Annotated in this window: 15 protein-coding genes and 2 pseudogenes; 5 read left to right on the top strand and 12 right to left on the bottom strand. The window is 69.3% G+C overall.

Annotated elements, in window-relative coordinates; translation table 11 throughout:
- Positions 1–27: 27 nt before the first annotated feature.
- From QNO09_RS31275 to QNO09_RS31265, 3 genes are all read right to left on the bottom strand, one after another.
- A complete protein-coding gene (locus QNO09_RS31275) occupies positions 28–231 on the bottom strand; it encodes a cold-shock protein (RefSeq protein ID WP_283973615.1) in 204 nt (67 codons plus the stop codon).
- A 360-nt stretch (positions 232–591) separates the two neighbouring features.
- Positions 592–2,442 carry an FG-GAP-like repeat-containing protein gene (locus QNO09_RS31270; protein WP_283973614.1) on the bottom strand — a complete coding sequence of 617 codons (1,851 nt, stop codon included), beginning with the start codon at positions 2,440–2,442 and terminating at the stop codon, positions 592–594.
- A gap of 64 nt (positions 2,443–2,506) precedes the next feature.
- Positions 2,507–3,232, bottom strand: coding sequence for a hypothetical protein (locus QNO09_RS31265; RefSeq protein ID WP_283973613.1), 726 nt, complete (start codon positions 3,230–3,232; stop codon positions 2,507–2,509).
- Positions 3,233–3,642: 410 nt separating this feature from the next.
- On the opposite strand from QNO09_RS31265, the gene QNO09_RS31260 reads away from it, so the two are divergent.
- Positions 3,643–4,740 carry a hypothetical protein gene (locus tag QNO09_RS31260; RefSeq protein ID WP_283973612.1) on the top strand — a complete coding sequence of 366 codons (1,098 nt, stop codon included), beginning with the start codon at positions 3,643–3,645 and terminating at the stop codon, positions 4,738–4,740.
- 30 nt (positions 4,741–4,770) lie between these two features.
- Positions 4,771–5,304: a hypothetical protein gene (locus tag QNO09_RS31255; RefSeq protein ID WP_283973660.1), complete on the top strand. Its 534-nt coding sequence runs from the start codon at positions 4,771–4,773 to the stop codon at positions 5,302–5,304.
- A 52-nt stretch (positions 5,305–5,356) separates the two neighbouring features.
- Here QNO09_RS31255 and QNO09_RS31250 read toward each other — a convergent pair whose 3' ends face one another.
- The gene (locus QNO09_RS31250) at positions 5,357–6,937 is read right to left on the bottom strand and encodes an NHL domain-containing protein (RefSeq protein WP_283973611.1); all 1,581 of its coding nucleotides are present in this window, start codon (positions 6,935–6,937) and stop codon (positions 5,357–5,359) included.
- Between the two features lie 1,091 nt (positions 6,938–8,028).
- On the opposite strand from QNO09_RS31250, the gene QNO09_RS31245 reads away from it, so the two are divergent.
- Positions 8,029–9,081, top strand: coding sequence for a PLL family lectin (locus QNO09_RS31245; RefSeq protein ID WP_283973610.1), 1,053 nt, complete (start codon positions 8,029–8,031; stop codon positions 9,079–9,081).
- Positions 9,082–9,621: 540 nt separating this feature from the next.
- Here the strand turns inward: QNO09_RS31245 and QNO09_RS31240 are convergent.
- A pseudogene (locus QNO09_RS31240) lies at positions 9,622–9,900 on the bottom strand (transposase); the annotation flags it as partial.
- 438 nt (positions 9,901–10,338) lie between these two features.
- On the opposite strand from QNO09_RS31240, the gene QNO09_RS31230 reads away from it, so the two are divergent.
- The gene (locus QNO09_RS31230) at positions 10,339–13,731 is read left to right on the top strand and encodes a hypothetical protein (protein WP_283973609.1); all 3,393 of its coding nucleotides are present in this window, start codon (positions 10,339–10,341) and stop codon (positions 13,729–13,731) included.
- Between the two features lie 418 nt (positions 13,732–14,149).
- Here the strand turns inward: QNO09_RS31230 and QNO09_RS31220 are convergent.
- From QNO09_RS31220 to QNO09_RS31200, 5 genes and pseudogenes are all read right to left on the bottom strand, one after another.
- Positions 14,150–14,329 (bottom strand): annotated as a pseudogene (locus tag QNO09_RS31220) (2Fe-2S iron-sulfur cluster-binding protein); the annotation flags it as partial.
- 239 nt (positions 14,330–14,568) lie between these two features.
- Positions 14,569–15,915, bottom strand: a complete 1,347-nt coding sequence (gene paaK / locus QNO09_RS31215; RefSeq protein WP_283973608.1) for a phenylacetate--CoA ligase PaaK — start codon at positions 15,913–15,915, stop codon at positions 14,569–14,571.
- 120 nt (positions 15,916–16,035) lie between these two features.
- Complete coding sequence (locus QNO09_RS39760; protein ID WP_349636997.1) at positions 16,036–16,236, bottom strand: hotdog family protein; 201 nt, start codon at positions 16,234–16,236, stop codon at positions 16,036–16,038.
- 52 nt (positions 16,237–16,288) lie between these two features.
- Positions 16,289–17,308, bottom strand: coding sequence for a carbon-nitrogen hydrolase family protein (locus QNO09_RS31205; RefSeq protein ID WP_283973607.1), 1,020 nt, complete (start codon positions 17,306–17,308; stop codon positions 16,289–16,291).
- A 50-nt stretch (positions 17,309–17,358) separates the two neighbouring features.
- Entirely contained in the window at positions 17,359–18,399 is a 1,041-nt protein-coding gene (locus QNO09_RS31200; RefSeq protein WP_283973606.1) for a phenylacetaldoxime dehydratase family protein, read from the bottom strand.
- A gap of 230 nt (positions 18,400–18,629) precedes the next feature.
- Here QNO09_RS31200 and QNO09_RS31195 point away from each other — a divergent pair, with 230 nt between their 5' ends.
- The gene (locus tag QNO09_RS31195; protein WP_283973605.1) at positions 18,630–19,607 is read left to right on the top strand and encodes an AraC-like ligand-binding domain-containing protein; all 978 of its coding nucleotides are present in this window, start codon (positions 18,630–18,632) and stop codon (positions 19,605–19,607) included.
- Between the two features lie 196 nt (positions 19,608–19,803).
- On the opposite strand, the gene QNO09_RS31190 is transcribed toward QNO09_RS31195, so the two are convergent.
- Both QNO09_RS31190 and QNO09_RS31185 read right to left on the bottom strand, forming a co-directional pair.
- On the bottom strand, positions 19,804–19,947 hold the full coding sequence (locus QNO09_RS31190) for a hypothetical protein (protein ID WP_283973604.1): 144 nt from the start codon (positions 19,945–19,947) through the stop codon (positions 19,804–19,806).
- A 270-nt stretch (positions 19,948–20,217) separates the two neighbouring features.
- Positions 20,218–20,508, bottom strand: coding sequence for a hypothetical protein (locus tag QNO09_RS31185; protein WP_283973603.1), 291 nt, complete (start codon positions 20,506–20,508; stop codon positions 20,218–20,220).
- Between the last annotated feature and the right edge of the window lie 14 nt (positions 20,509–20,522).

Below are 20,522 nucleotides of genomic sequence, written 5' to 3'. Positions count from 1 at the left end.
GCCCAAACGGTTCGCCCGCCACCTCGGTTACAGCGGGCGGACCATCTCCGCCTGCGGGCCCTTCGGGCCCGAGGTGACCTCGTACCCCACCCGCTGGTTCTCCTCCAAGCTCCTGTATCCGTTGGTCTGGACGGCCGAGAAGCGCACGTACACGTCGGGGCCGTCGTCGTCCTGGCTGATGTAGCCGTGCTCCTTGTTACCGTCGAACGACTTCACAGTGCCTGTCAGCATCGGTCCAGTTTTCTTCCGTCGCTGCCACGGCGCGACCGTTGACGCGCCGCCGACCACAGCCCAACAAATGTGGGCTCCGGCACTTGATGTCTTCGTTCCGCCACAGCCAAATCGGCTCTCTTCCCCGAGACCTCACCCGGGGGGATGAACCTCGCCCATGTCATGGCTCAGCTCCTGAGACGAGACTCGCGCGAGGTTGGAGGTTGGCGTACGCGCAGAACAGCGGCGAGTCGGCGCAGCACGCTGCGGCCGGCGAGGGCACCCCCTTGGTGGTGGTCGGGTAGCGCCCTGGTCGCCCGACAGGTTCCGGCATGCCGGTGGCGACTCGCCGTGATGCGGCTGTGGAGGTCCTCCGGGGGGTTATCGGGTCCGGAAGCGGCGGAAGAGGTTTCGGGCCACGTACACGCCCGGACCGCCGAAGCCGACGATGTCGACGCGTCCGTCACCGGTGATGTCGGCGAGGAAGCGGGGGTGGCGGTCGACCCGCCAGCCGCCTGCGTCCTCGTTGTACCCGAAGCCGCGGCACACCAGTTGGGCCTGCTCGAACTGGCCGTCGCCGCGGTTGTGTGACACCCAGACCCCCTCGTCGCCGAAGCCGACGATGTCGGGGTTGCCGTCGCCGGTGACGTCGGCGAGGAGCCGGGGGTGTTTCTTGCTCGCCCAGCCCTGGGCGTGCCCGAAGTCGTTCAGGACGAGCTTGGCGGGCTCGAACGTGCCGTCGCCGCGCCCGCGTGAGATGACGACGCCCTGCGAGCCGAACCCGACGATGTCCACTGCTCCGCCGTCAGTGGTGCTGAGCAGGAACCGGGGGTGCTCCTCGACCGAGCTCCATCCCTGGTCGGTGCCGAAGTCGTCGAGGACGTACAGAGGGTCGGCGAACGTGCCGTCCTCGTCCTGGAGGGAGACCCAGACGCCGTCGTCGTGGCAGCCGACGATGTCGAGCCGGCCGTCGCCGGTGGTGTCGGCGAGGAAGCGGGGATGCTTGTCGGCAAGCCACCCGCCCGCTTCCTCATCGTGGCCGAACGCCTTGAGGTCCGGTTCGTCGCCGAGGGTTGCGAACGTGCCGTCCTCGTCCTGGAGGGAGACCCAGACGCCGTCGTCGTGGCAGCCGACGATGTCGAGCCGGCCGCGGCCGGTGGTGTCGGCGAGGAAGCGGGGATGCTTGTCGGCAAGCCACCCGCCGGCCTGCTGGCCGTGCCCGAACGCCTTGAGGACTGGCTCGCCGTCCGCGGGCGGGAATGTGCCGTCCTGGTCCTGGGGGGAGACCCGGACGCCGTCGGTGGCAAGCACGACGACGTCGGGCTTGCCGTCGCCTGTCAGGTCGGCGAGGGTCCACAGGTCCGAAGGGCTCGCCGAGGGCGCTGGTGGGTGCAGGACGCGCTCGTCGTCGTCGAACGTGCCGTCGCCCCTGCCGGAGGACGTCACAGCCCCCATCGCGGGCTTGAGCCCGACGATGTCCTTGTGCCCGGCTTCCACGGTTTCGGCGAGAAACCGGTCACCGAGCCCGGCCCACCAGCCCGGTTGCCCGCTGGGAGAGCGGTTGGCCTGGTAACTCTTCCACCCGCCGGCGTCCTGGTCGCTGCCGAACCTCTTGAGGACCAGCAGCATGTCGCTGAAGGAGGGCGTCGCGTCGGGTACCGGCCGCAGCGCGGTCGGGCGGACCAGCCGCCAGGACCGGCGACCGTTCCAGTGGTCCAGCGGTGCCCAGGGCAGCACGGGGTCGCTGACGCGTTCGGGCTCGGCCGGGACGAACCGCCAACGCTGGCTGCCCGCGCTGTCGTCGCGCTCGCGCAGGACGACCTGGGTGTCGTCCTGGTCGTCCTTGCCGGGATCGTCGGGGTCGGCGAGGTCGAGAACGGCACCGTCGGTCGCGGCCTCGATGAAGTACAGGCCCGCTTCACCCTCGACGGGGACGAGGTGCCACTGCTGGTCCTTCCTGCCGGCGGCGGCGTCCCATTGGCGGACGCTGCGATCCGCGGCGGCGGGGTTGTCAAGCACCTTGCCGCTGGCCGCGTTACGGATCACATATGCCTGTTCGTCCTGCGCGGCCTGTACGGGGGTGAGCTGCCACTGCTCCGGGCTCGGGCCGTCCTCGGGGAAGTCGCGGACGACGAGCGCCCCGTCCGCGCCCGGCGCGGCCTTGGCGCCGAGGGTCTTCCCCGTGGCGGCGTTGACGATCTCCAGCTTCAGTTCGTGCGTGGGCACGGCCATCGTGGTGCCTCTTCCAGGCGGTCGGGCGTGGGCTCGGGACAGGTGGCGCGGCGGTGGCCGCGGGTCACGTGAAGACGTGGTGGTAGGGGACGCTCCACTCGTTGGGCAGCCGCGGGTAGAACGTGTTGATGACCGTCCCGGTGAAGTCCCCGCCCCAGTTGTAGGTGAGACGCACCTCGCTGTCGCCCGTCACCGCGTGGTCCTTGAAGCCGAGGATGGCGTCGGGGTGCGTGATCGGCACGAAGGTGATCCCGCCCCATGGCGTCACCGTGACGACCCAGAGCTGGGTGTCCTCGGGCGCACCGTTCTTCCCGCGCCACAGGGCGTCCACCTTGTCGGGCAGGCCGACCTGGACGGTGTCGGCCGTGCTCTTGGGGGCGTCCTGGTGGACGGTGATGCGCCTGCGCTGCGGCTTGGGCGCACCGTCGTCGCCGCGACCCGCGTCGGCGTCAGCTGCGCCTGCGCCGGTGGGTTTGGGTGAGACCTGGCCCGCGGCGCTCTCGATGAAGTACAGCGGTCGCTGCCCGAAGAAGCCGGCGGGGGTGATGTACCAGAGGTGGCCCTTCGCCTCCTTGGTGGCTGGGTCGAGCGCGGTAGCCAGCTTGACGCCGTTCTTGTGCTCATCCTCCTTCAGCTCGGCAGGCCGCAGGTAGCCGCCGTTGAAGGCATGGACGAGCATGACCGGCCGATTCTCGACCAGCGCAGCCACGATCGCGTTGTCGTAGCTGTTCACCGCCACCGGGCCGCCGACCACCAGATTCGACATCGCCGTGCGTTCTTGGGTGTACATCGCGAAACCCCACCTGTCCTGAATGTTGAGAACAACGCCTCGGATGCTCAATACAGCGGCCTACCGAGCGGCATTTGCGTACACTCAAACGAATTTTCGGTCCAACGATTTCGAAGACGATTTGAATGACTGCCGCGAATGCCTCACTCGCCACAAAAGACTGAGGCCATTGCGTTCGTACGAATAAGGCGGTTCGGAAAATTACGACCGAGCAACCGGCAGGCCCCAAGTTACCTTCTCATCAAGCGAGTTGAGAATGCCGCCGATCCTCAATCACTCTATTGAGCGCATAGCAGTTGGATGTCTTCCCGGGCAGCGGACCACGTGCTAACTTCGCTTTTCGGAACGCATGCAGATTCTCGTTTACATTTCACCGATTGAAATTCGGCCAGAATACTCGAGGGCGGGGAATGTCTTCCAACGCGTACAACCTGGGACGGGCCAAACGTCAGCCGCTGACGAAGAAGAACCTGCGGGAACTGAACATCGAGCAGACCTGGAAGTCCATCCTGGACCATCCCAACCTGGTCTACGTCGACGACTACGGTGTGCCGCACAAGCCCGTCGGCTTCTCCGTGAACAAGTCGAGCTTCGGCGCCTTCCCCGGCTCTGCGTTCCAGCTGGGCTGGCTCGCGTACATGAACCTCGGGGAGCCGCTGATCGAGGAGCGGTGCGACATCAGTCAGCCTCCGCCCGACACGTTCTCCTGTCGCACCTACGTCAACCGCAGCCAGGCGTCTTCGATGACGTTCACCGACTCGGTCGATTTCACTGTGTCGAACGGGGTCACGTGGTCGCTCCAGGGGGAGGCCAAGCTCACCTTCGGTGGCAGCGTCAGCGCGCAGCTCCAGCTGCAGTTGCAGAACCAGCTCAAGATGGACCTCCAGACGCAGCTCCAGACCCAGCTTCAGAACGAGGTGGCGAACAAGAACGCCAACACGATGACCAACAAGAACAGCAAGGACAGCGTGGGGGTGGACAACGCCAACGCCACCGAGACAGGCGTGCGGAACGCGGCGACGAACTCCGTGGCGAACGCGGTGACGGACTCGGTGGCGTTCACGACCACGGGCAGCGCCACCGGCAGCGCGGCACTCAACGCCTCGTTGCTGCTGGGCATCTCGGGCTCCGTCGGCGGCTCCCTGAACACCAGCTGGGCCTCGAAATCGCAGATTTCCGGCCAGGTCCCGCCGGACTCCCGCGTGCAGACCATCGCCACGCAGCGGCGCTGCCGCAGGCACTACTGCTACGAGATCCCGGTGACCTTCTCCGGCTTGATCGCGGTGATGTACCCGGTGCCGGTGGCGGTCCTGTCTCCCCCGCAGTCGGATGACTATCCCGGCCTCGACCAGGTGGTCGCCCGCGACATCAGTGACATCGACCTGGCCGGCGGCGGCTTCCGGATGAAGGGGCTGGCCGAGGTCGTCTCCGCCCTGGACGTCCACCACACGATGTTCGACGGCGAGAACCTGACCGACAGCCAGCGAGCGCTGCACAAGCAGCCCTGACCGGGCACACGAGGACAAAGGGTGACAACCATGGTGTTCGGCAACATCTTCAACTTCGCGGACAACAGCGCGGGGCTCTTCTCGGTTACCACCAACACAGACAAGCCCCAACCAGCGGCGGGCGTCGACGACTTCGAGGACGTCGACGACGACGCATACGACGACAAGAGCACGAGCCTGTACAACAACGCCATTCACGGGGCTTCCTCCCGGGCGAAGGTCGTGCGCGAGCAGTCGCCCGAAGCGCGGGCCATGCTGGGCTTCCTCAGCTCCTTCATCCAGACCACCCAGCAATCGGCCGGTACGCAGGCCACGTACGCCCAGAATCCCGGCTCGGTGTCCACGGCGGCCTCTGACGGCATGCGGAAGGCGAGTGAGACGGTGACAAAGCACGAGGGCCTTGAGAAGAACGAGGACCTGCAGAGCAAGCCCAATAAGAGCGACTACACCAAGCCCCCCAAGGCGCCCGAGGCACCCAAGGCCGCGGATCCCGGCAAGGCACCCCAGGCAAGCGCCGAGAAACCCCCCCGTTCCGAGGAACCTCCCCGTTCCAAGTCCGAGTAGAGCCCGGCTTTCCGTGGGGTCAGGGGCGGCCGCGCCCCTGACCCCACGCGCGTTATACAGGGAGCAGCTGCCACTGCTGGCCTTGGTGGTCGCCCTGGGACTTGTGCTGTTTGATCACCGTGCGGGGGGTGTTGTTGTCGACTCGCAAGAGCAGACCGCTCCCCCGGTTCGCGATCTCGTACACCCGCGGGGTGCCATTTCCCGAGCCCACCGGGATCAGCCTCCACTGCTGGTGGCGCGCGTCAATACCCTCATAGGCACGTTGCGCGACCGCCGCGCCGGCCACCTTCTGCGCCCCGATGACCTCCAGGACCTTGCCACTGCGCACGTTCTCGATCCTGTACAGGACATCGCCGCTGTCCAGGCCAACCACGACCAGCCGCCACCGCTGGTGATCCCTGGGCACGGTGTGCAACTGGTGGACCTCGGCCCCGTCCCTGGTGGACTCCCCCAGGACCCCCATCCGCAGCCTGCTGCGGACGTTGGCCCAAGCAACCACCGTGCCCGAATCGGGCAGCCCGGCCATCTTCGCCGACGCGACCTTCCGCACCCGGTGGTTGCCCGTGTCGGCGATGTAGAGGGCGTCGACGAAGTCCACAGCGAGCGCGAACGGGCGGCGCAGCTCGGCCGAGGTTGCCGGGCCACCATCACCGTCGAAGCCACCGTTGAAGCCCGCGGGGCCGCTGCCGGCGAACGTGCTGATCTTCCCGTCCGCCGTGACCTTCCGGACCCGATGGTTAGCGATATCGGCGATGTAGAGGACGCCGGTACTGTCCACCACGATTCCTGCGGGCGCGTTCAGCTGGGCCGAGGTTGCCGGGCCGCCGTCACCGTCGAAGCCACCGTTGAAGCCCGCAGGGCCGCTGCCGGCGAACGTGCTGATCTTCCCGTCCCCCGTGACCTTCCGGACCCGATGGTTCCCGGTATCGGCGATGTAGACGTCGCCCGCGCCGTCCACCGCAACTCCCTGCGGGTTGCGCAGCTCGGCCGAGGTAGCCAAGCCGCCGTCACCACCGAAGCCACCGTGAAAGCCCGCGGAGCTCATGCCGGCGAACGTGCTGATCTTCCCATCGGCCGTCACCTTCCGCACCCGATGGTTGCGCTGGTCGACGATGTAGACGACGCCGGCGCTGTCCACCGCCACCCCAATCGGGCGGTTCAGCTGGGCCGAGGTTGCCAGACCGTCGTCACCAGCGAAACCACCACGTCCAACGTCCGCGGGGCTGCTGCCGGCGAACGTGCGAACCTTCCCATCAGCCGTGACCTTCCGGACCCGATGATTCCAGCAGTCGGCGATGTAGACGGCACCGGTACTGTCCACCGCCACCCCCATCGGGCCTTTGAACTGGGCGGCGGTGGCGGGGCCGCCGTCACCGTCGAAGCCCGCGGAGTCGAGGCCGGCGAACGTGCTGATCTTCCCATCGGCCGTGACCTTCCGGATGCGGAAGTTGTTGACGTCGCAGATGTAAAGGGTGCCGGCGCCGTCCACCGCGATCCCGTACGGGGAGTCCAACTCAGCCTCAACGGCGGGCTCGTTCTCCCCCTTGAACCCCGCGCCCCCGGTCCCCGCGACCGTGCTGATCGGAGGGGCGGAGTGCCCGCCACCTGTGGCAGCCGCCTGGGCAGTGCTCATCGTCATCCCTTCACCGCTCACCGTTTCACCGACCGCCCACTACAGACGGCTGTAGGTTGACTGCAGGAAGTCACAGGAGTGTCGGGGCGACGAGATCACTTGCGTGATGTTCCCTGCGGGCACGTTGACGAGACACCACACCGGATCGGTAGCAGCCCCCGCCAACGCCCGGACATGGAAACCGCTCGACCGCGGCGGCGGCCTGGATCAGCCCGACGCGCTCTGGGAGCCGGTGGCAGCCAACGGCTCACCACGACACGCCATCACCGAGCGTGAAAACGCGGGCAGCTCCCTTCCGCCCTTCCAAGCCGCGATCTCCCTTGCGAGAAGACTCCCTGCAAGGGAGATGCTGGCACTCCGGCAGATCAGGCAAACAGCGCAAGCATCATCTAAACCGACGACTCAGTCCCAAAGAAGACGTTTAGTGTTGGAGCGGCGCGCTCGTTGCTTGCCTCCAGGGCGGTCCGCCGCTCCACCGAATGACCTGAAGGCGCTCGCCCACACGGCTTATCCCCTCTCCCGCACGCAGACTTCGCGCTGCGATGGACGGCACCGGTCGAACGCGAACCGGGCGTAGTCGAAGTCCAGGCGGGCTCGGGCGCAGCCGCTCGACCTCCTGGTGGCGCAGCGCTTCGACCAGTAGTTCGCTGAGCGCTTGGCGAAGTTTGGGCGGGCGGCAGCGACTTCCTGCTCGTGAACCAGCCGCTCGGGGCGCGCGCCGACGGCGGCGGGGAGGGTGTTCGATGGTCTGTCGCGGTGGGCGAAGCCGGGGTGCGGGGTCGGCCCGCACATGGCGCATTGGGCATTGGACAGTGACTTCAAGGCGCAGAGGGCGTGCCGGCCTGCAGGGCGGCGGGCGCGGGAGGCTGCGACCAGTGCGCTTTGGCGAGAGGTGCCCTCGTCGGCCATAGGGGGCGGTGAGGGGCGCTGTACAAAGGTGCGTTGAGGGGTGCGGTCGGCGCACGACGGCTGTTGACGCTCCGTCATGAAGGAGTCACCGAGCCTAGCGACGATCACGAAGGGTAATTGATTCTTTACGTGTAGTGATATCTCTCGGTTGAAGCGCCGGGAGCGAACGGGAGGGGAAGAACATGACGATTCCTTCGACTCCGGGCATGACCTGGGCCGAGGTGGCTTCGCTCGGCGGGCAGCTGACGGGCAATCCGGCGGTGGCGCCCTCGTCGGACGGCCGCCTGGAGGTGTTCATCAGGCACCGCGCCGACGACGCGCCGTCGACCAGCCATCAGCAGGGGTGGGGCGGCTGGTCCGACTGGGAGAAGCTGGGCAGTGCCACCTTGTCCGGTGATCCGTCCGCTCTGCGGACGGCGGCGCGGCGTATCGGGGTGTTCTTCCGCAACGGCCAGGGCCACCTCGAGCACCCCTGGCAGACGGTCATCAACGGCACCTACGGCCCGGGGAAGACGCTGGTGACCCATATCGGGGGTGACCCGGTCCCCGGGCTCAATGCCGATGGGCGCCCGGAGGCGTTCTTCCGGGGCACTGACGGCGCCCTGTGGCATGTGTGGGAGACCGCCAAGTCCGGCTACGGCAGTTGGACCGACCCGGGCAGCCTGGGCGGCTCCCCGGCCGGCGATCCGGCAGTGGCGACAGACGCCCGCGGCCGCCTTCAGGTGTTCTTCCGCGGCACCGACGGTCATCTGTGGGTCGCCCGCCAGCGGGACGCCAACAGCAGCGGCTGGGACAGTCCCGTGAGCATCGTGCAGAACATCGGCGGCGACCCGGTCGTCGCCAAGAACGCCGACGGACGCCTGGAAGTGTTCTTCCGAGGCACCGACAACGCCCTGTGGCACCTGCCCCAGACCGACGACTACAACGGGTGGGCCAAGCTGACCAGCCTCGGCGGCACCCTCACCGGAAACCCTGCCGCCGCCCAGGCCGCCGATGGCCGGCTCGCCGCCTTCCACTGGGGCGACGGCCACCTGTGGGCCTGCGAGCAGACCGTCATCAACGGCACCGCCTGGAGCTCCCACGAACAGATCGCGCAGAACCTCGGCGGCGAACCCGTCGTCGAGGCCGACGGCCACGGACGCCTGCACGTGTTCTTCCACGGCACAGACCACGCGGTCTGGCACATCGCCCAGCAGTTCGGCCAGTCTGCGCCGGGCTACGCGGTGTCCCCCTGACACCAGCTTCCCCAAGTCGATGCAGCCGCGGCCCGTCAGCGCGTACCGGCCGCCCATCTGACGTATGTCCCCACCCGTCACCCGCAATGTGCTGGGCAGAGGGCCGGTAGACGTCGGCGGCTGTGTAGGCCCCCGCGGTTCCCAGCGAAACGACCGGGCCAGGAAGGAGGTGATGGCGCTTATGGAGGTCGCGCGGATGGTCCCGCGGGCCTGGCCCGAGGTGCGTGACCCGGGCTCCGTGGAGGTGATCCGGGAGGCGTCGGGCGGCGGTGAAGTCGGTCCGGGGCGCGGTACAGGCTGACGTGGCGCTCGTCGCCGCCATGTTGCGGGTCGAGTCCTCCACCGACGGTGCCGACGGGTTCTCAGATCAGCAGGAGGCTACCGCCGGACGCGAGCGCTGCCGACCATCCCTTCCACGCACCCTCCCGTGCCTTCGCACCCGGGGGGACGTACATGCGGCCGGCCCGATACAGGACGCGACAGAACCCCCGGCGGGAGTGAGCCAACGGGGTTCTGCATCGCCCTCTTTTGTCACAGCCCCTATGAGCGGGGGGCTGGCTGTAGCTGTTTTACCAGGTGGAAGACCTCCCGGGCCGCGTAGCGTTTGAGGCAGCGGACGATTTCGCGCCGCGTCTTGCCCTCCTTGATCCGCCGCCCGTAGTAGTCCTGAGTCCGCGGGTCGACCCGCAGGCGGGTGAACACGATGCGGTGAAGCGCGGCGTTGGCCTGGCGGTCGCCGCCGCGGTTGAGGCGACGGAATTGCCTGCGTCCCGAGGAACGCTCGACGGGACTGACCCCGCACAGCGCGGCGGGGGCGGCACTCCCCAGTGGGCGCTCCACTTCTCGCCGCGCGCTGCAGCCTCCGTGATGCAGGACGTGGCGCTCGAGGTGGCCAATGGGCTCACGCAGAAGGCGGCTACGGCCCGCCCTCTTGGGCTGGACGCCGTGAGCCTTACCGACATCCGCGCACAGTCGGCATCACGCGCCGGTTCGGCGCCGAGCGAGCGGGCAGCCGATTGCAGTTCCATGCCGTGAAGGCCGCATTCTGGGGCCGCCGGCACGGGTTCCGGATCGCCCGCAGCGGACCGCAACGAGACTGGCTGACCGAATTCACCCACCGGCTGGCGGAGTTGCTGACCGAGCCTGCACAGACCGCCACAGAGCCCGCACAGACAGCCACACAGCCTGCCGCACGACGACCCCCGCCCCGCCGAAATCCGCGGGCGCCACCCCCGCCCGCCAGGCAGAATCGCCCTCATGTCCCAGCGCGCCGAACACCTGCTCGCAGCCGTCGACCGGCTCTCCTACCCCCACCGCATGCGTGAGCTGGCCTCCGCTGCCCGGCGCGCCGCGGCAGAGGGGGCGGTCGACGAGCTCTTGACCGGGCTCGCCGCCCACGGCGTCCACGGGCGGCGGCTCGCCGCCACCGCGGCGGACATGGCGCGCCACGACGCGTATCTGGAGGGCTGCCTCGCGGACCCCGACCGCCTCGTCCGCGCCCCCGCGATCAGGGCGCTGCGGCAAGGGCGGCTTACGGACGCCGCCGTGATCGGGGCCGTCGAGGACGCGCCCGCCGCCGTGCGGCAGCAACTCATACACGCCATCGCCGTGGCGGGGCGTACGGGCCTCGCCGAGGCGCTGGTCGAGCCGACGTATCGGAGATGGGGCGCCGACGCCGCCGCGGAACTGCTCGCCGCCTGCACGGCAAAGACCGCCGCCCGGCTGCTGCCCCGCCTGTTCCGCGGACTGGACTCCTACCGGCTGCTCGCCGCCCGCCATCCCGCTCTGCTGCTCGCCGAGATGGAGCGGCAGCTCGACACCCTCCCCGCCGTCGTACGGGACGGCTGGCTGGCGTCCCACGCGGACGCGCTCGCGTTCCTCGCCGAACGGGATCCGCTCGGCGTGCTGGCTGTGCTCGAGCGTTACGAGACGCTGCCGATGCCCGTGGACCGCAAGCTGCACCTCCTCGTCGAGGCGGATCCCGGCCGCACGGTGCGGCTGCTGCTACGCCCGAAGCTGCGGTCCCGGCTGAACAGCGGCCGCCTCGAACCCGCCGTGCTGCGCCGCCTCGTCCGCCACGCCCCGGCGGAACTCACCGACCTCGCCTGCGCCTGGAACGACAACGCAGCCGCTCTCGCCCGGCTGCTGGCCTGCCTGCCGCCCTCCCGCCGCGGCGCCCTGTTCGACGCGGCGATGGAGGGCAACGATCTCGCCCACGCGGACCTCAGCCCCGCCCTGCTCGACGTACTGCCGTACGAGCGGCGCACTGCCGAGGCTCGGCGGATAGCGACGCTGGCCCGCGGCAGGGGCGCGCACTGGACGCAGATACTGACGGCAGCCGCCTATCTGCCGCCGGACGAGGTCCGTGACGACCTTCTCACCGCCGTCCGCCGCTCCGCCGCGGACGACCGCGCCACGGCGTACCCACTGCTCGTCCGCAACGCAGCACGCTCCCGCGACCCACAGGAAGTGAGCCGGTTGCTGCGTGCGCTGCTGCGGCTGCGCAATGAACAGGACCCGGTCCGCAGCGCCGCCCTCTCCGCACTGGCAGAGGTGCGCCCTTCGCTGTTCGCGGAGGACGCCGCCGAGGACCTCGGACGAATCGCCATCGACGCCGTCGAAGCCCGCGACTCCTCCTGGAGCACCCGTCACGCGCTCAGCACGCTCGCCCTGTCCGTGCTGCGCGAGCACGCCGTCACGGGCGGCACGCGGCTCATCGGCTGGGCCCTCGACACCCTCACCCGGCTGTCCGGCCACACCGGCGGCGCGAACGTCGGCCGCCTCGACATCGTGCTGCGGCGCGGCCAGGAGTACGAGGTGCTGGCGGCGCTACGGCCGTGGCTGGAGGCCGCCACCGACAAGGCCGACTACTCGCTCGTCTTCGCACTCGTACGGGCACTCGGGCGGCGCGCGTGGGGGATGGCCGAACTCCAGGAGTACCTGTGGCAGGCCGTCCAGTTCGGAAACGACGCGTCCGTCCGCACCGCCGTCGACCTCTGGCTGGAGCAGCCGAAGGGGCGCGACGAGCGGGTGGAGCGGATCGTGCGGCTGGAGCCGTCCGCCGCCGTCCTGCCGTCCGTTCTGAGAGTCCTGACGGGGCGGCGTACGGACCTACTCGACCCGGTGCTGGCCGACACCCCACCATACGGCCGCTTCCTGACCGCCCGCAGCCACTGGACGCCACCCACCTACCGGGCGCACCGCTGGGTGCCGCGCCAGCAGCGGGCGACGGCGGAGCTGCTCGCGCGCACAGCGGGCGACGCGGGGCAGCTGGTGCATGTGCGCGTCCAGGCCCTCTCGGCGGCGGCAGTGATCCCGGAGGCGGGCCTGGAAGTCGTCCGCCGCTACACGGGATCGTCGAACGTCCCGCTGGCGGAGGCGGCCCTCGGCGCACTGCCGTGGACGGACCGCCCCGACGAGGTGCTGCCGCTGCTGCTGGAGCACGCGGGCGGCGACCACGCCCGGGTCGCGGTCTACGCGGCGACGCGGGCCGCGCAGTACGTCGCGCCGTCGCGGCTCGCCACGGAGCTCCGCAGGCTGCTCACGCCGAAGGACCCGCGGACGGTGAAGGTCACCAGCCGCAAGGAGGCGGTGCGCCTCGCGGCGACGATGCTGCCCCCGGCGCAGGCGGCGCCGCTGCTGCGGGAGGCGTTCGAGCTGCCCGGGCAGCACCACGACGTGCAGTCGGTGTGCGTCGCGTTTGCCCAGGACATGCTGGCGGAGCCGGCCAGCTGGCCCATGCTGGAGTCGGCCGCGCAGGGACGCACGGAGCTCCGCCAGAAGCTGGCACGGGCGGCCGTGGCCGAGGTGGACGAGGAGCATCGGGCCAGGTACGCAGGGCTGCTGCATCACGCCTGCGAGCCGCTCGAACCGGAAACGGCTGCGGCGCTGTTCCCAGCACTGGCGGAATGGGCACCGTGGCAGCCGGAGATCGCCGAGATGCTGGTGGCCGCCACCACGGACCTTGCCGATCGGGCGGTGTGGGCGATGGCCGGGCAGGAGCTGGTGGAGCTCGCGGCGGACGACGACAGCCCGTACCTTCGGGCCCTGCGGGCGATGCTGGAAGCCACAGGAGACCCGTACCAGCCCGACGCCGAGCCCGAACGCGACCAGCCGGCCCGGCAGCGGGCCGCGAGCCTGCTGCACCACCTCCTGCTCCACCATCGCTACCGGGGCGGGGGCCGGCCGACGGCGGACGTGCTGCTGCGCGCCGCCGACACCGCCGCCGGGCACGAGGATTTCGCGCGCTCCGTCGCCGAACTCCGGCTGTACGCTCTCGAACTGAACAAGGACGCCACCGCGCTGTCGTCGGGCCTGCGCCGATTGGCTGCCGACTGCGAAGGACGTCCGCTGCTCGCCCGGGACATCGCCGAAGGGCTCAGCTCGCGGCTCAGCGCGACCAGCGGCCCCGCGCCAGACGCGTGGTCGGAGACCGCCCGCACGCTGGGTGCGGAACCGGGCCTGGCCCAGGGCCTGTTCGCCATCAGGCTCACCGTCTCCGGCGGCAGCCGCTCTCGGTGGACGGAGCCGTGGCGCGGCCAGCTCCGCACCCTGCGCCGGCACGCACACCCCGACGTCCGCGCGTCGGCACGCGAGACGGTCACGGCACGGGAGGCGCCGCAGTCGGTCCCAGGGACGATCCAGTGGTGACCGGGGCGGCAGACTACAGTTGTGGGACGCGGCCAGCGGCGCACTGCAAAAAGCAATGGCCGATACCGGTCAGCACGTCACTTCGGTGGGCTTCAGCCCTGACGGTCGCACGCTTGCCGTCGGCAGCAGCGATGACGCGAGTGTCCAATTGCTGGGTGTGGCCACCGGATAGCAGCGCACGTCCTTGGCTGGCCACGCCGACGACGCTCATTCGGTGGCGTTCAGTCCGGACGGCCGCAGCCTCGCAACCGGCAGCAGTGACAGGACCGCTCAACTGTGGGATGTCCCTTTCCTCAATGCCTGCAAGACCCGTGGCCGGCCACCCGGCCTGGGTCAGATCGGCGGCGTTCAGTCCCGATGGCCGCACCCGCAGCCTTCCCGACTTTGGGCGACTTCGAGGCGAAGTATCATCGCCGCCTCAGCTGTCGTAGTCGACGATCAGCCTCTCGGAGACCGGGTACGACTGGCAGGTCAGGACGTAGCCGAGGTCAACGTCGGCGGGTTCAAGCGTAAAGTTGCGGCGCATGTCGGCCTTGCCGTCGGTGACCAGGGCGCGGTAAGTCCCGCAGACGCCGCCCTTGCAGGCAAACGGCAGGTCAGCGATCCAGCGCACCTTCGGTGCGCGCCGGGGATGTGGTAGATGCCGTGGCGTGCGCCGAGGTGCTTCTTGTGTGCCCTGAGGTGGGCTGATGTCGATCCAGGACGCTGGTGGGGTTCGTTCCGGCCGAAACCGATGCCTCTGTGCTGCCGGTGAGCTTGCAGGTCAGCGTGGTGCTGGGGACCGTCCACGGGAACAGGCCGGCTCTGTCCACCCAGCCGTGTCCGCGAGGTCGGCGGTCACACCCGGCGGAGGTCCTTGATCCGGCGAAGCTTGCCGAGCGAACGCTCCAGGGTCTCGGGGTCGACCACGGCCACCTCGACGGTGACGCCCACCCTGTCCTTGACGCCCTGGGCGATCGTTCGAGCGGCCGTCTCGCGCTGTTCGGGGCTGGCGCCGGGGCGGGCCTCGACCCGGACGATCATATGGTCCATGCGGCCGCGCTCGGTGAGCTGGATCTGGAAATGCGGGGCGACGCCGGGTGTGCTCAGCACGATCTCCTCGATCTGACTGGGGAAGACGTTGACTCCACGCAGGATGATCATGTCGTCGCTGCGGCCGGTGATCTTCTCGATGCGGCGGAAGACGGGCCGGGCGGTGCCGGGCAGCAGCCGGGTCAGGTCGCGGGTGCGGTACCGGATGACCGGAAGGGCTTCCTTGGTGAGGGAGGTGAAGACGAGTTCGCCACTGTCGCCCTCGGGTAGAGCGGCGCCTGTGAGCGGGTCGACCACCTCGGGGTAGAAGTGGTCCTCCCACACGTGCAGACCATCCTTGGTCTCCACGCACTCCTGTGCCACGCCGGGGCCGATCACTTCGGACAGGCCATAGATGTCGACGGCGTGGATGTCCATGCGCTCCTCGATCTCGCGGCGCATCTCCTCGGTCCACGGCTCGGCGCCGAAGATGCCCACCTTCAGGGAGCTGGTGCGCGGGTCGATGCCCTGCTTCGCGAATTCGTCGAGGAGGGTGAGCATGTAGGACGGGGTCACCATGATGATCTCAGGCCGGAAGTCCTGGATGATCTGCACCTGCCGTGCCGTCATGCCACCGGAGGTCGGGATCACCGTGCATCCGACGCGCTCGGCTCCGTAGTGCGCGCCGAGTCCGCCGGTGAACAGGCCGTAGCCGTAGGAGATGTGCACCTTGTGCCCGGGGCGGCCGCCGGCCGCCCGGATCGAGCGGGCGACGACGTCCGCCCACATGGAGAGATCGTTGTCCGTGTAGCCGACGACCGTGGGGCGGCCGGTGGTGCCGCTGGAGGCGTGGACGCGCCGGACGTCGGTCATCGGGACGGCGAACATGCCGAAGGGGTAGGTGTCCCGTAGGTCGGCCTTCGTGGTGAAGGGGAACCGGGAAAGGTCGTTCAGGCTGCGGCAATCGTCGGGCCTCACCCCGGCCTCGTCGAATTTCCTCCGGTACAGCTCCACGTTCTCGTATGCGTGCCGCAGAGTCGTGCGCAGGCGGTCGAGCTGGAGTTCTTCGAGCTGCTCGCGGCTCAGGCGCTCGCTGTCGTCCAGCAGGTTGTGAGGAAGCGGGTCTCCCCGGCGGGGTGTCGGGGCCGCCATGGCCATCGGCTGGTTACGCATCGCGACTCCTTCGTGTTGGTGCTCGGCGTCCTGGCCGCCGTTGTGTCCCTCGTCGTGGTCCTCTGATGCTGTGGCTGCGTCTGCGGAACTCGGCGACCACGTCGTCGCCGCGCCCGACGGTCACGTCGCAGATGCCGCTGCCGTCCGGGTGCGTTCCTCGGCGCTCCCCACGAGCACGTCGCCCTCGTACGCTCGGTCGACGAAATCGATGCCGCCGCCCGCCGCGCGACGGTCACAGGCAGGGGTGGTGTTGGCGAGCAGGGACATGTAGCCGCCGCAGGTGGTCTCGTGTCCGTTCGCCATCACCGAGGCCACGGTCATACGGAGTACGGCCGTGGCCTCGCCGTTCCAGCAGTTCGATGCCGGTTCCGGGTCAGGCGTCCGCCGTCTCCGGTTCCGCAGCGGTCAACTCGTCGAAGCCCTCGACGCCTGCGGCGGTGTTCTCGACAGGCCGGCGCGGTGCCGGGTTGAGCAGGAGACGGGTGACGTCGGGGCGAGAGTAGTGCCCGACGGGGTCGGCCGCGGACTTGGCGATGGGGATGGCGGACAGGTCGATGTCGGCGTAGAGGATGCCTTCAGCGTCCTCGGGCAGCGGCTCGGCCAACGGGCGGCCGTCGGGGCCGTAGACGCGGGCGAAGCCGCCGCCGCGCTGCAGCAGCTGCCGCTTGACGGGGTCGTCGCCACAGAACAGGTCGAGACCTGCGTCACCGACCATGGCGCACGGGGCAAGAACGAAGACCTGGCCCTCCACAGCGTAGAGTTGCGAGGCGGCCGTGTTGACCTCGGGACCGAGTGCGTAGGCGGCGCCCTTGTAGACGGAGAAGCTGGGCCAGGCGGCCACGTGTACCTGCTCATGCTTGCTGAACATGGCGTACTTGGTGAGCGGCTGGAGGTGTTCCCAGCAGCACAGGGCACCGACCCGGCCCAGGGCGGTGTCGTGGACGGCCAGGTCGGAGCCGTCACCCTCACCGAAGACGGTGCGTTCCACGTGGGTCGGCTTGAGTTTGCGCCGGGCGCCCACCAGTTCGCCGTCCGCGGAGATCACAGCCTGGCCCATGTAGAGGCTGCCGCCGCCGCGCTCGCTGTAGCCGGCGACCACGGCGATGTCGTTCGCGCGGGCGGCGTCGAGCAGGCGCTGGAAGCGCGGCCCGTCCAAGGTGAGTGAGTTCTCGTGGTAACGGCCGATGAACTGGAAGCCCGCGGCGGGCGAGTCCAGCCACAACCACCAGGGGTAGCCCGGGATGAACGTCTCGCCGAAGGCGATGAGCTGTGCTCCGGCCCGGGAGGCTTCCTCGATCAGGGCGATGCTCTTGTCGATCGTGGCGTCGGCATCGAGCCATACCGGCTCCGCCTGGACCACGGCGGCCTTGAAGGCGCCGGTGTACTCGACCATGGGTTGCTCCTTGATTCAGGCTCGTTCGTGCCGGGCGGCCCGGCACGTCGTCAGACGGTGGCGGTGGTGCCGTGGTGAGCGGCGGGGAGGGGAAGGAACCCGGTGCGCGGGTGGCAGTTGACGTACTCGGCGGTGACCGATCCACTGGGCAGCACGGACACCTCGTGCCAGAACGCGACGTCCAGCGACCCTTCGCCGCCGCCGACCATCTGGAAAAAGCTGGTGTAGATCTCAAGATGGGTGCGGTGCGCCCGGCACCAGGTCATGAGGTGGTCCAGCGAGGCGAACCAGGCGATGGTGCAGGCCCGGTCGAGAGGCGTGCCGTCGGCCGACTCCTCGGCGAGGTTGCGGGCCGCGATGCAGCCGGATTCCGCGTGCGTGGCGAGGAAGTCGACACCTCGGTCCTTCACCGGCTTGACGTCGGCCAGGTACTTCTCGCGGTACAGCGCGCTCGCCGACCAGTCCTGGGCGGTGCGGATCAGGGCGACGTTCCCGGGCACCTCCACGGCGACGCGCCGGCCCAGCGTGCCACCGGCGCCCGGGTCGCGCGGTGCGAACACCGGCAGCGCGGGTTCCAGCGTCTCGGTCGCCGAAGCGGCGATACGGTCGCGGGCGGCGCCCCAGTAGTCGTGCACCGGGGTCTCGGGCAGTTCCACCGCAGCGTTCTGGGAGAGTCCGCCGGTGGCGTAGTCCTCGCGGCGGTGGGTGTGCAGGGTCTCGGTGCGCTCGAGCGAAATGACGGACACCTCGCGCCAGTGGCCCACGGGCCCCTCATCGGGCAAGGACTCCCAGGCGGAGCGGACCAGCGGCGACTCCTCCCACCGGCGGTGGGCCTCGAGGTCGTACCAGTACACCAGCCAGAGCGCGTTGTGCGCTCCGGCGGCATCGGTGAACGAGCCCCGGTCCAGCACGTCCGGGCCGTCCGGGCCGGCGAACAAGCCCGCGAGCGTGCCCGCACCCTTCGCGGCCTCGTCTGCCGACGCCGCCTGACAGCCGTACTGAGCGAATACGAACGCCTCCGTGCCCCGGGGGAACCGGGCACTGTACGCGGTGAAGCGGGGCGTATGCCCGGGCGTTGCGTTTCTGGCCATGTCACCTCCTGTGGAGTCTGTGCCGTGGAGGCTACGGTCGGCGCAGGGGGCGGTCTTGACCGCAGGCGTCCAGGTACTTGCCCAGAGACGACGAACCGGGTGACCCTGTGCTTCACAGATCTGCCGAGTGAGCCGGACGCCGTGACGCCTGTCCGAAACGCACCTGGGACATCCGGTGGACTCCGGCTTGACTACGCTGTTCGCACGGCGGGTGAGAAGGGAGGCGCATCGTGGCCTTCGTCCTTTCCACGGATTCCGTACCGCCCAATGACAGGCTGTCCTACTGGCATGACGCCGTGTGGCGGACCTTCGTGCCGCTCGACGTCACCACGCCCAGGGACACGCTCTTCTCCGGAAGCGTCGCCACTGAGCAGCTCGGACAGCTGCGGATCTCTACCGTGGACGCCGACCGGGAGCTGGTCCGGCGCACCAGGAGCCTGATCGCCGAGTCGTCGGACGAGTACATGCTGCTCGGCCTGCAGACCCGCGGCAGGAGTGTGGTCGTCCAGAACGAGCGGACCGCAGTGCTGGACCCTGGTGAGCTCGCCCTGTACGACACGACCCGCCCGTACACGCTCGACTTCCCCGACCGCTTCGAGACAGTGGTCTTCCAGATGCCGCGGCAGGCGCTGGGGATACCCGAATCCGACCTCCAACGCATCACCGGGGTGACGATCGGCCCGGATCAGGGCCTGGCCGGCATGGTGGTACCCCTGTTGCACAAAGTGGCGGCCGAGATGGATACATACCACCCTGAAATCGGCGAACTGCTTGCACGGAACATAACGGACCTGATCACCACCCTCATCACCGAACGCCTCGGCCAAGGCACCGCCTCGTTGGACGCCGCGAGGCAGACCCTGCTGTTGCGGATCCGGGCATTCATCGACGCCCGCCTGGCCGACCCGGCGCTGTCGGCGGAGGCGGTCGCCGCCGCCCACCACATTTCCGTACGCCACCTGCAGCGTCTCTTCCAAGCGGAGGGGACGACGGTGAGCGAGTGGATTCGCCGGCGCCGTCTTGAGGCGTGCCGCCGCGAACTCGGCCGTCCACGCCGGACCAGACCGGCCGTGGCCGCCGTGGCCCAACGGTGGGGCTTCGTCAGCCCCGCCCATTTCAGCCGGGCGTTCCGTGCCTTCTACGGCATGTCCCCGCGCGAATGGCAGAACCTGGCGGACGAGACCGGCGGTGGGTATCCAGGCCCGTGACCGCCGCGGCTGCACCAGTGACCCCTGAGGGCCGGTTCTCTGAGGGTGGCTGCTCGGTCGCAAGCCGCTCAGCGTCAGCCCGCTGGGAAGGGCTCCGCTCAGCAGGCCACTGCTGACGGGCGGGTGGTCGGGGTCGACCCGGTCCTCTGGCTGACCAGCAGGTGGGGTTGGCTGAGGCGGGCCACCGCTGGTGACGCTAGGCGGTCCAGTCGTCGGCGAGTTGGTGGGTGAGTTCCTCCAGGCAGAGGGGGTGCCGCAGCAGGCCGCCTCGTACTTCGAGGGTGCCGCGGGACAGGTCGAGGCCCGTGGTGTACAGGGTTCGGATCTCGTGTCCAGGCAATGTGAGGATGGCGGCGAAAGCAACGACGAGGCGGCCTAGCGGCGTCGCAGCCTGTGCGAGCACCCCCATCAGAAGGTCGGAGGGGATGGCTTCGGATGCCCTTGAGATCGCCGACCGGACGGTTCCGGGTGGGGTTGCGGAAGATCACTCGGTCGCGTTTGAGTGCCCGGAACAGGCTGCGCAGGGCTGTTGCCAGCCCTCTCCGGTCATAGCCGGACACACCGTCCAGGGTGTTCTCGACGTGGTCCTTCGTGATCGCCCTCAGTGAGTTCACGCCGGCCATCGTGGTCCAGAGGCGGTGAGGGTGGGCTGGAGCGTGCTGAGGTAGCGGCGGATGCCGTCGTACCCGTGCGGTCCGCCTTCACGGCGGCCCTGCTCGCCCATGACCTTGACCCAGGTTCCCACCTCGCTCGCGACCGGCTCCGGCAGAGCGGTGAGCGTCGACTCGATCCACGCCGGATCCGCATCCCGATGCAGGTCGGGGTCCTCCATCAGCAGGCCGCGGGTGCGCAGGAACCGGCAGACGGGCTGGGCAGCGAGGTTCACGTCAATCTCGGCCAAGTCGTGCACCTTCG

The sequence above is a fragment of the Streptomyces sp. 378 genome (assembly GCF_030124145.1).
In the GTDB taxonomy this organism is placed as follows: domain Bacteria; phylum Actinomycetota; class Actinomycetes; order Streptomycetales; family Streptomycetaceae; genus Streptomyces.
Note: the sequence above shows the minus strand (reverse complement) of the source record. Positions and strands in the feature narration are given on the sequence as shown.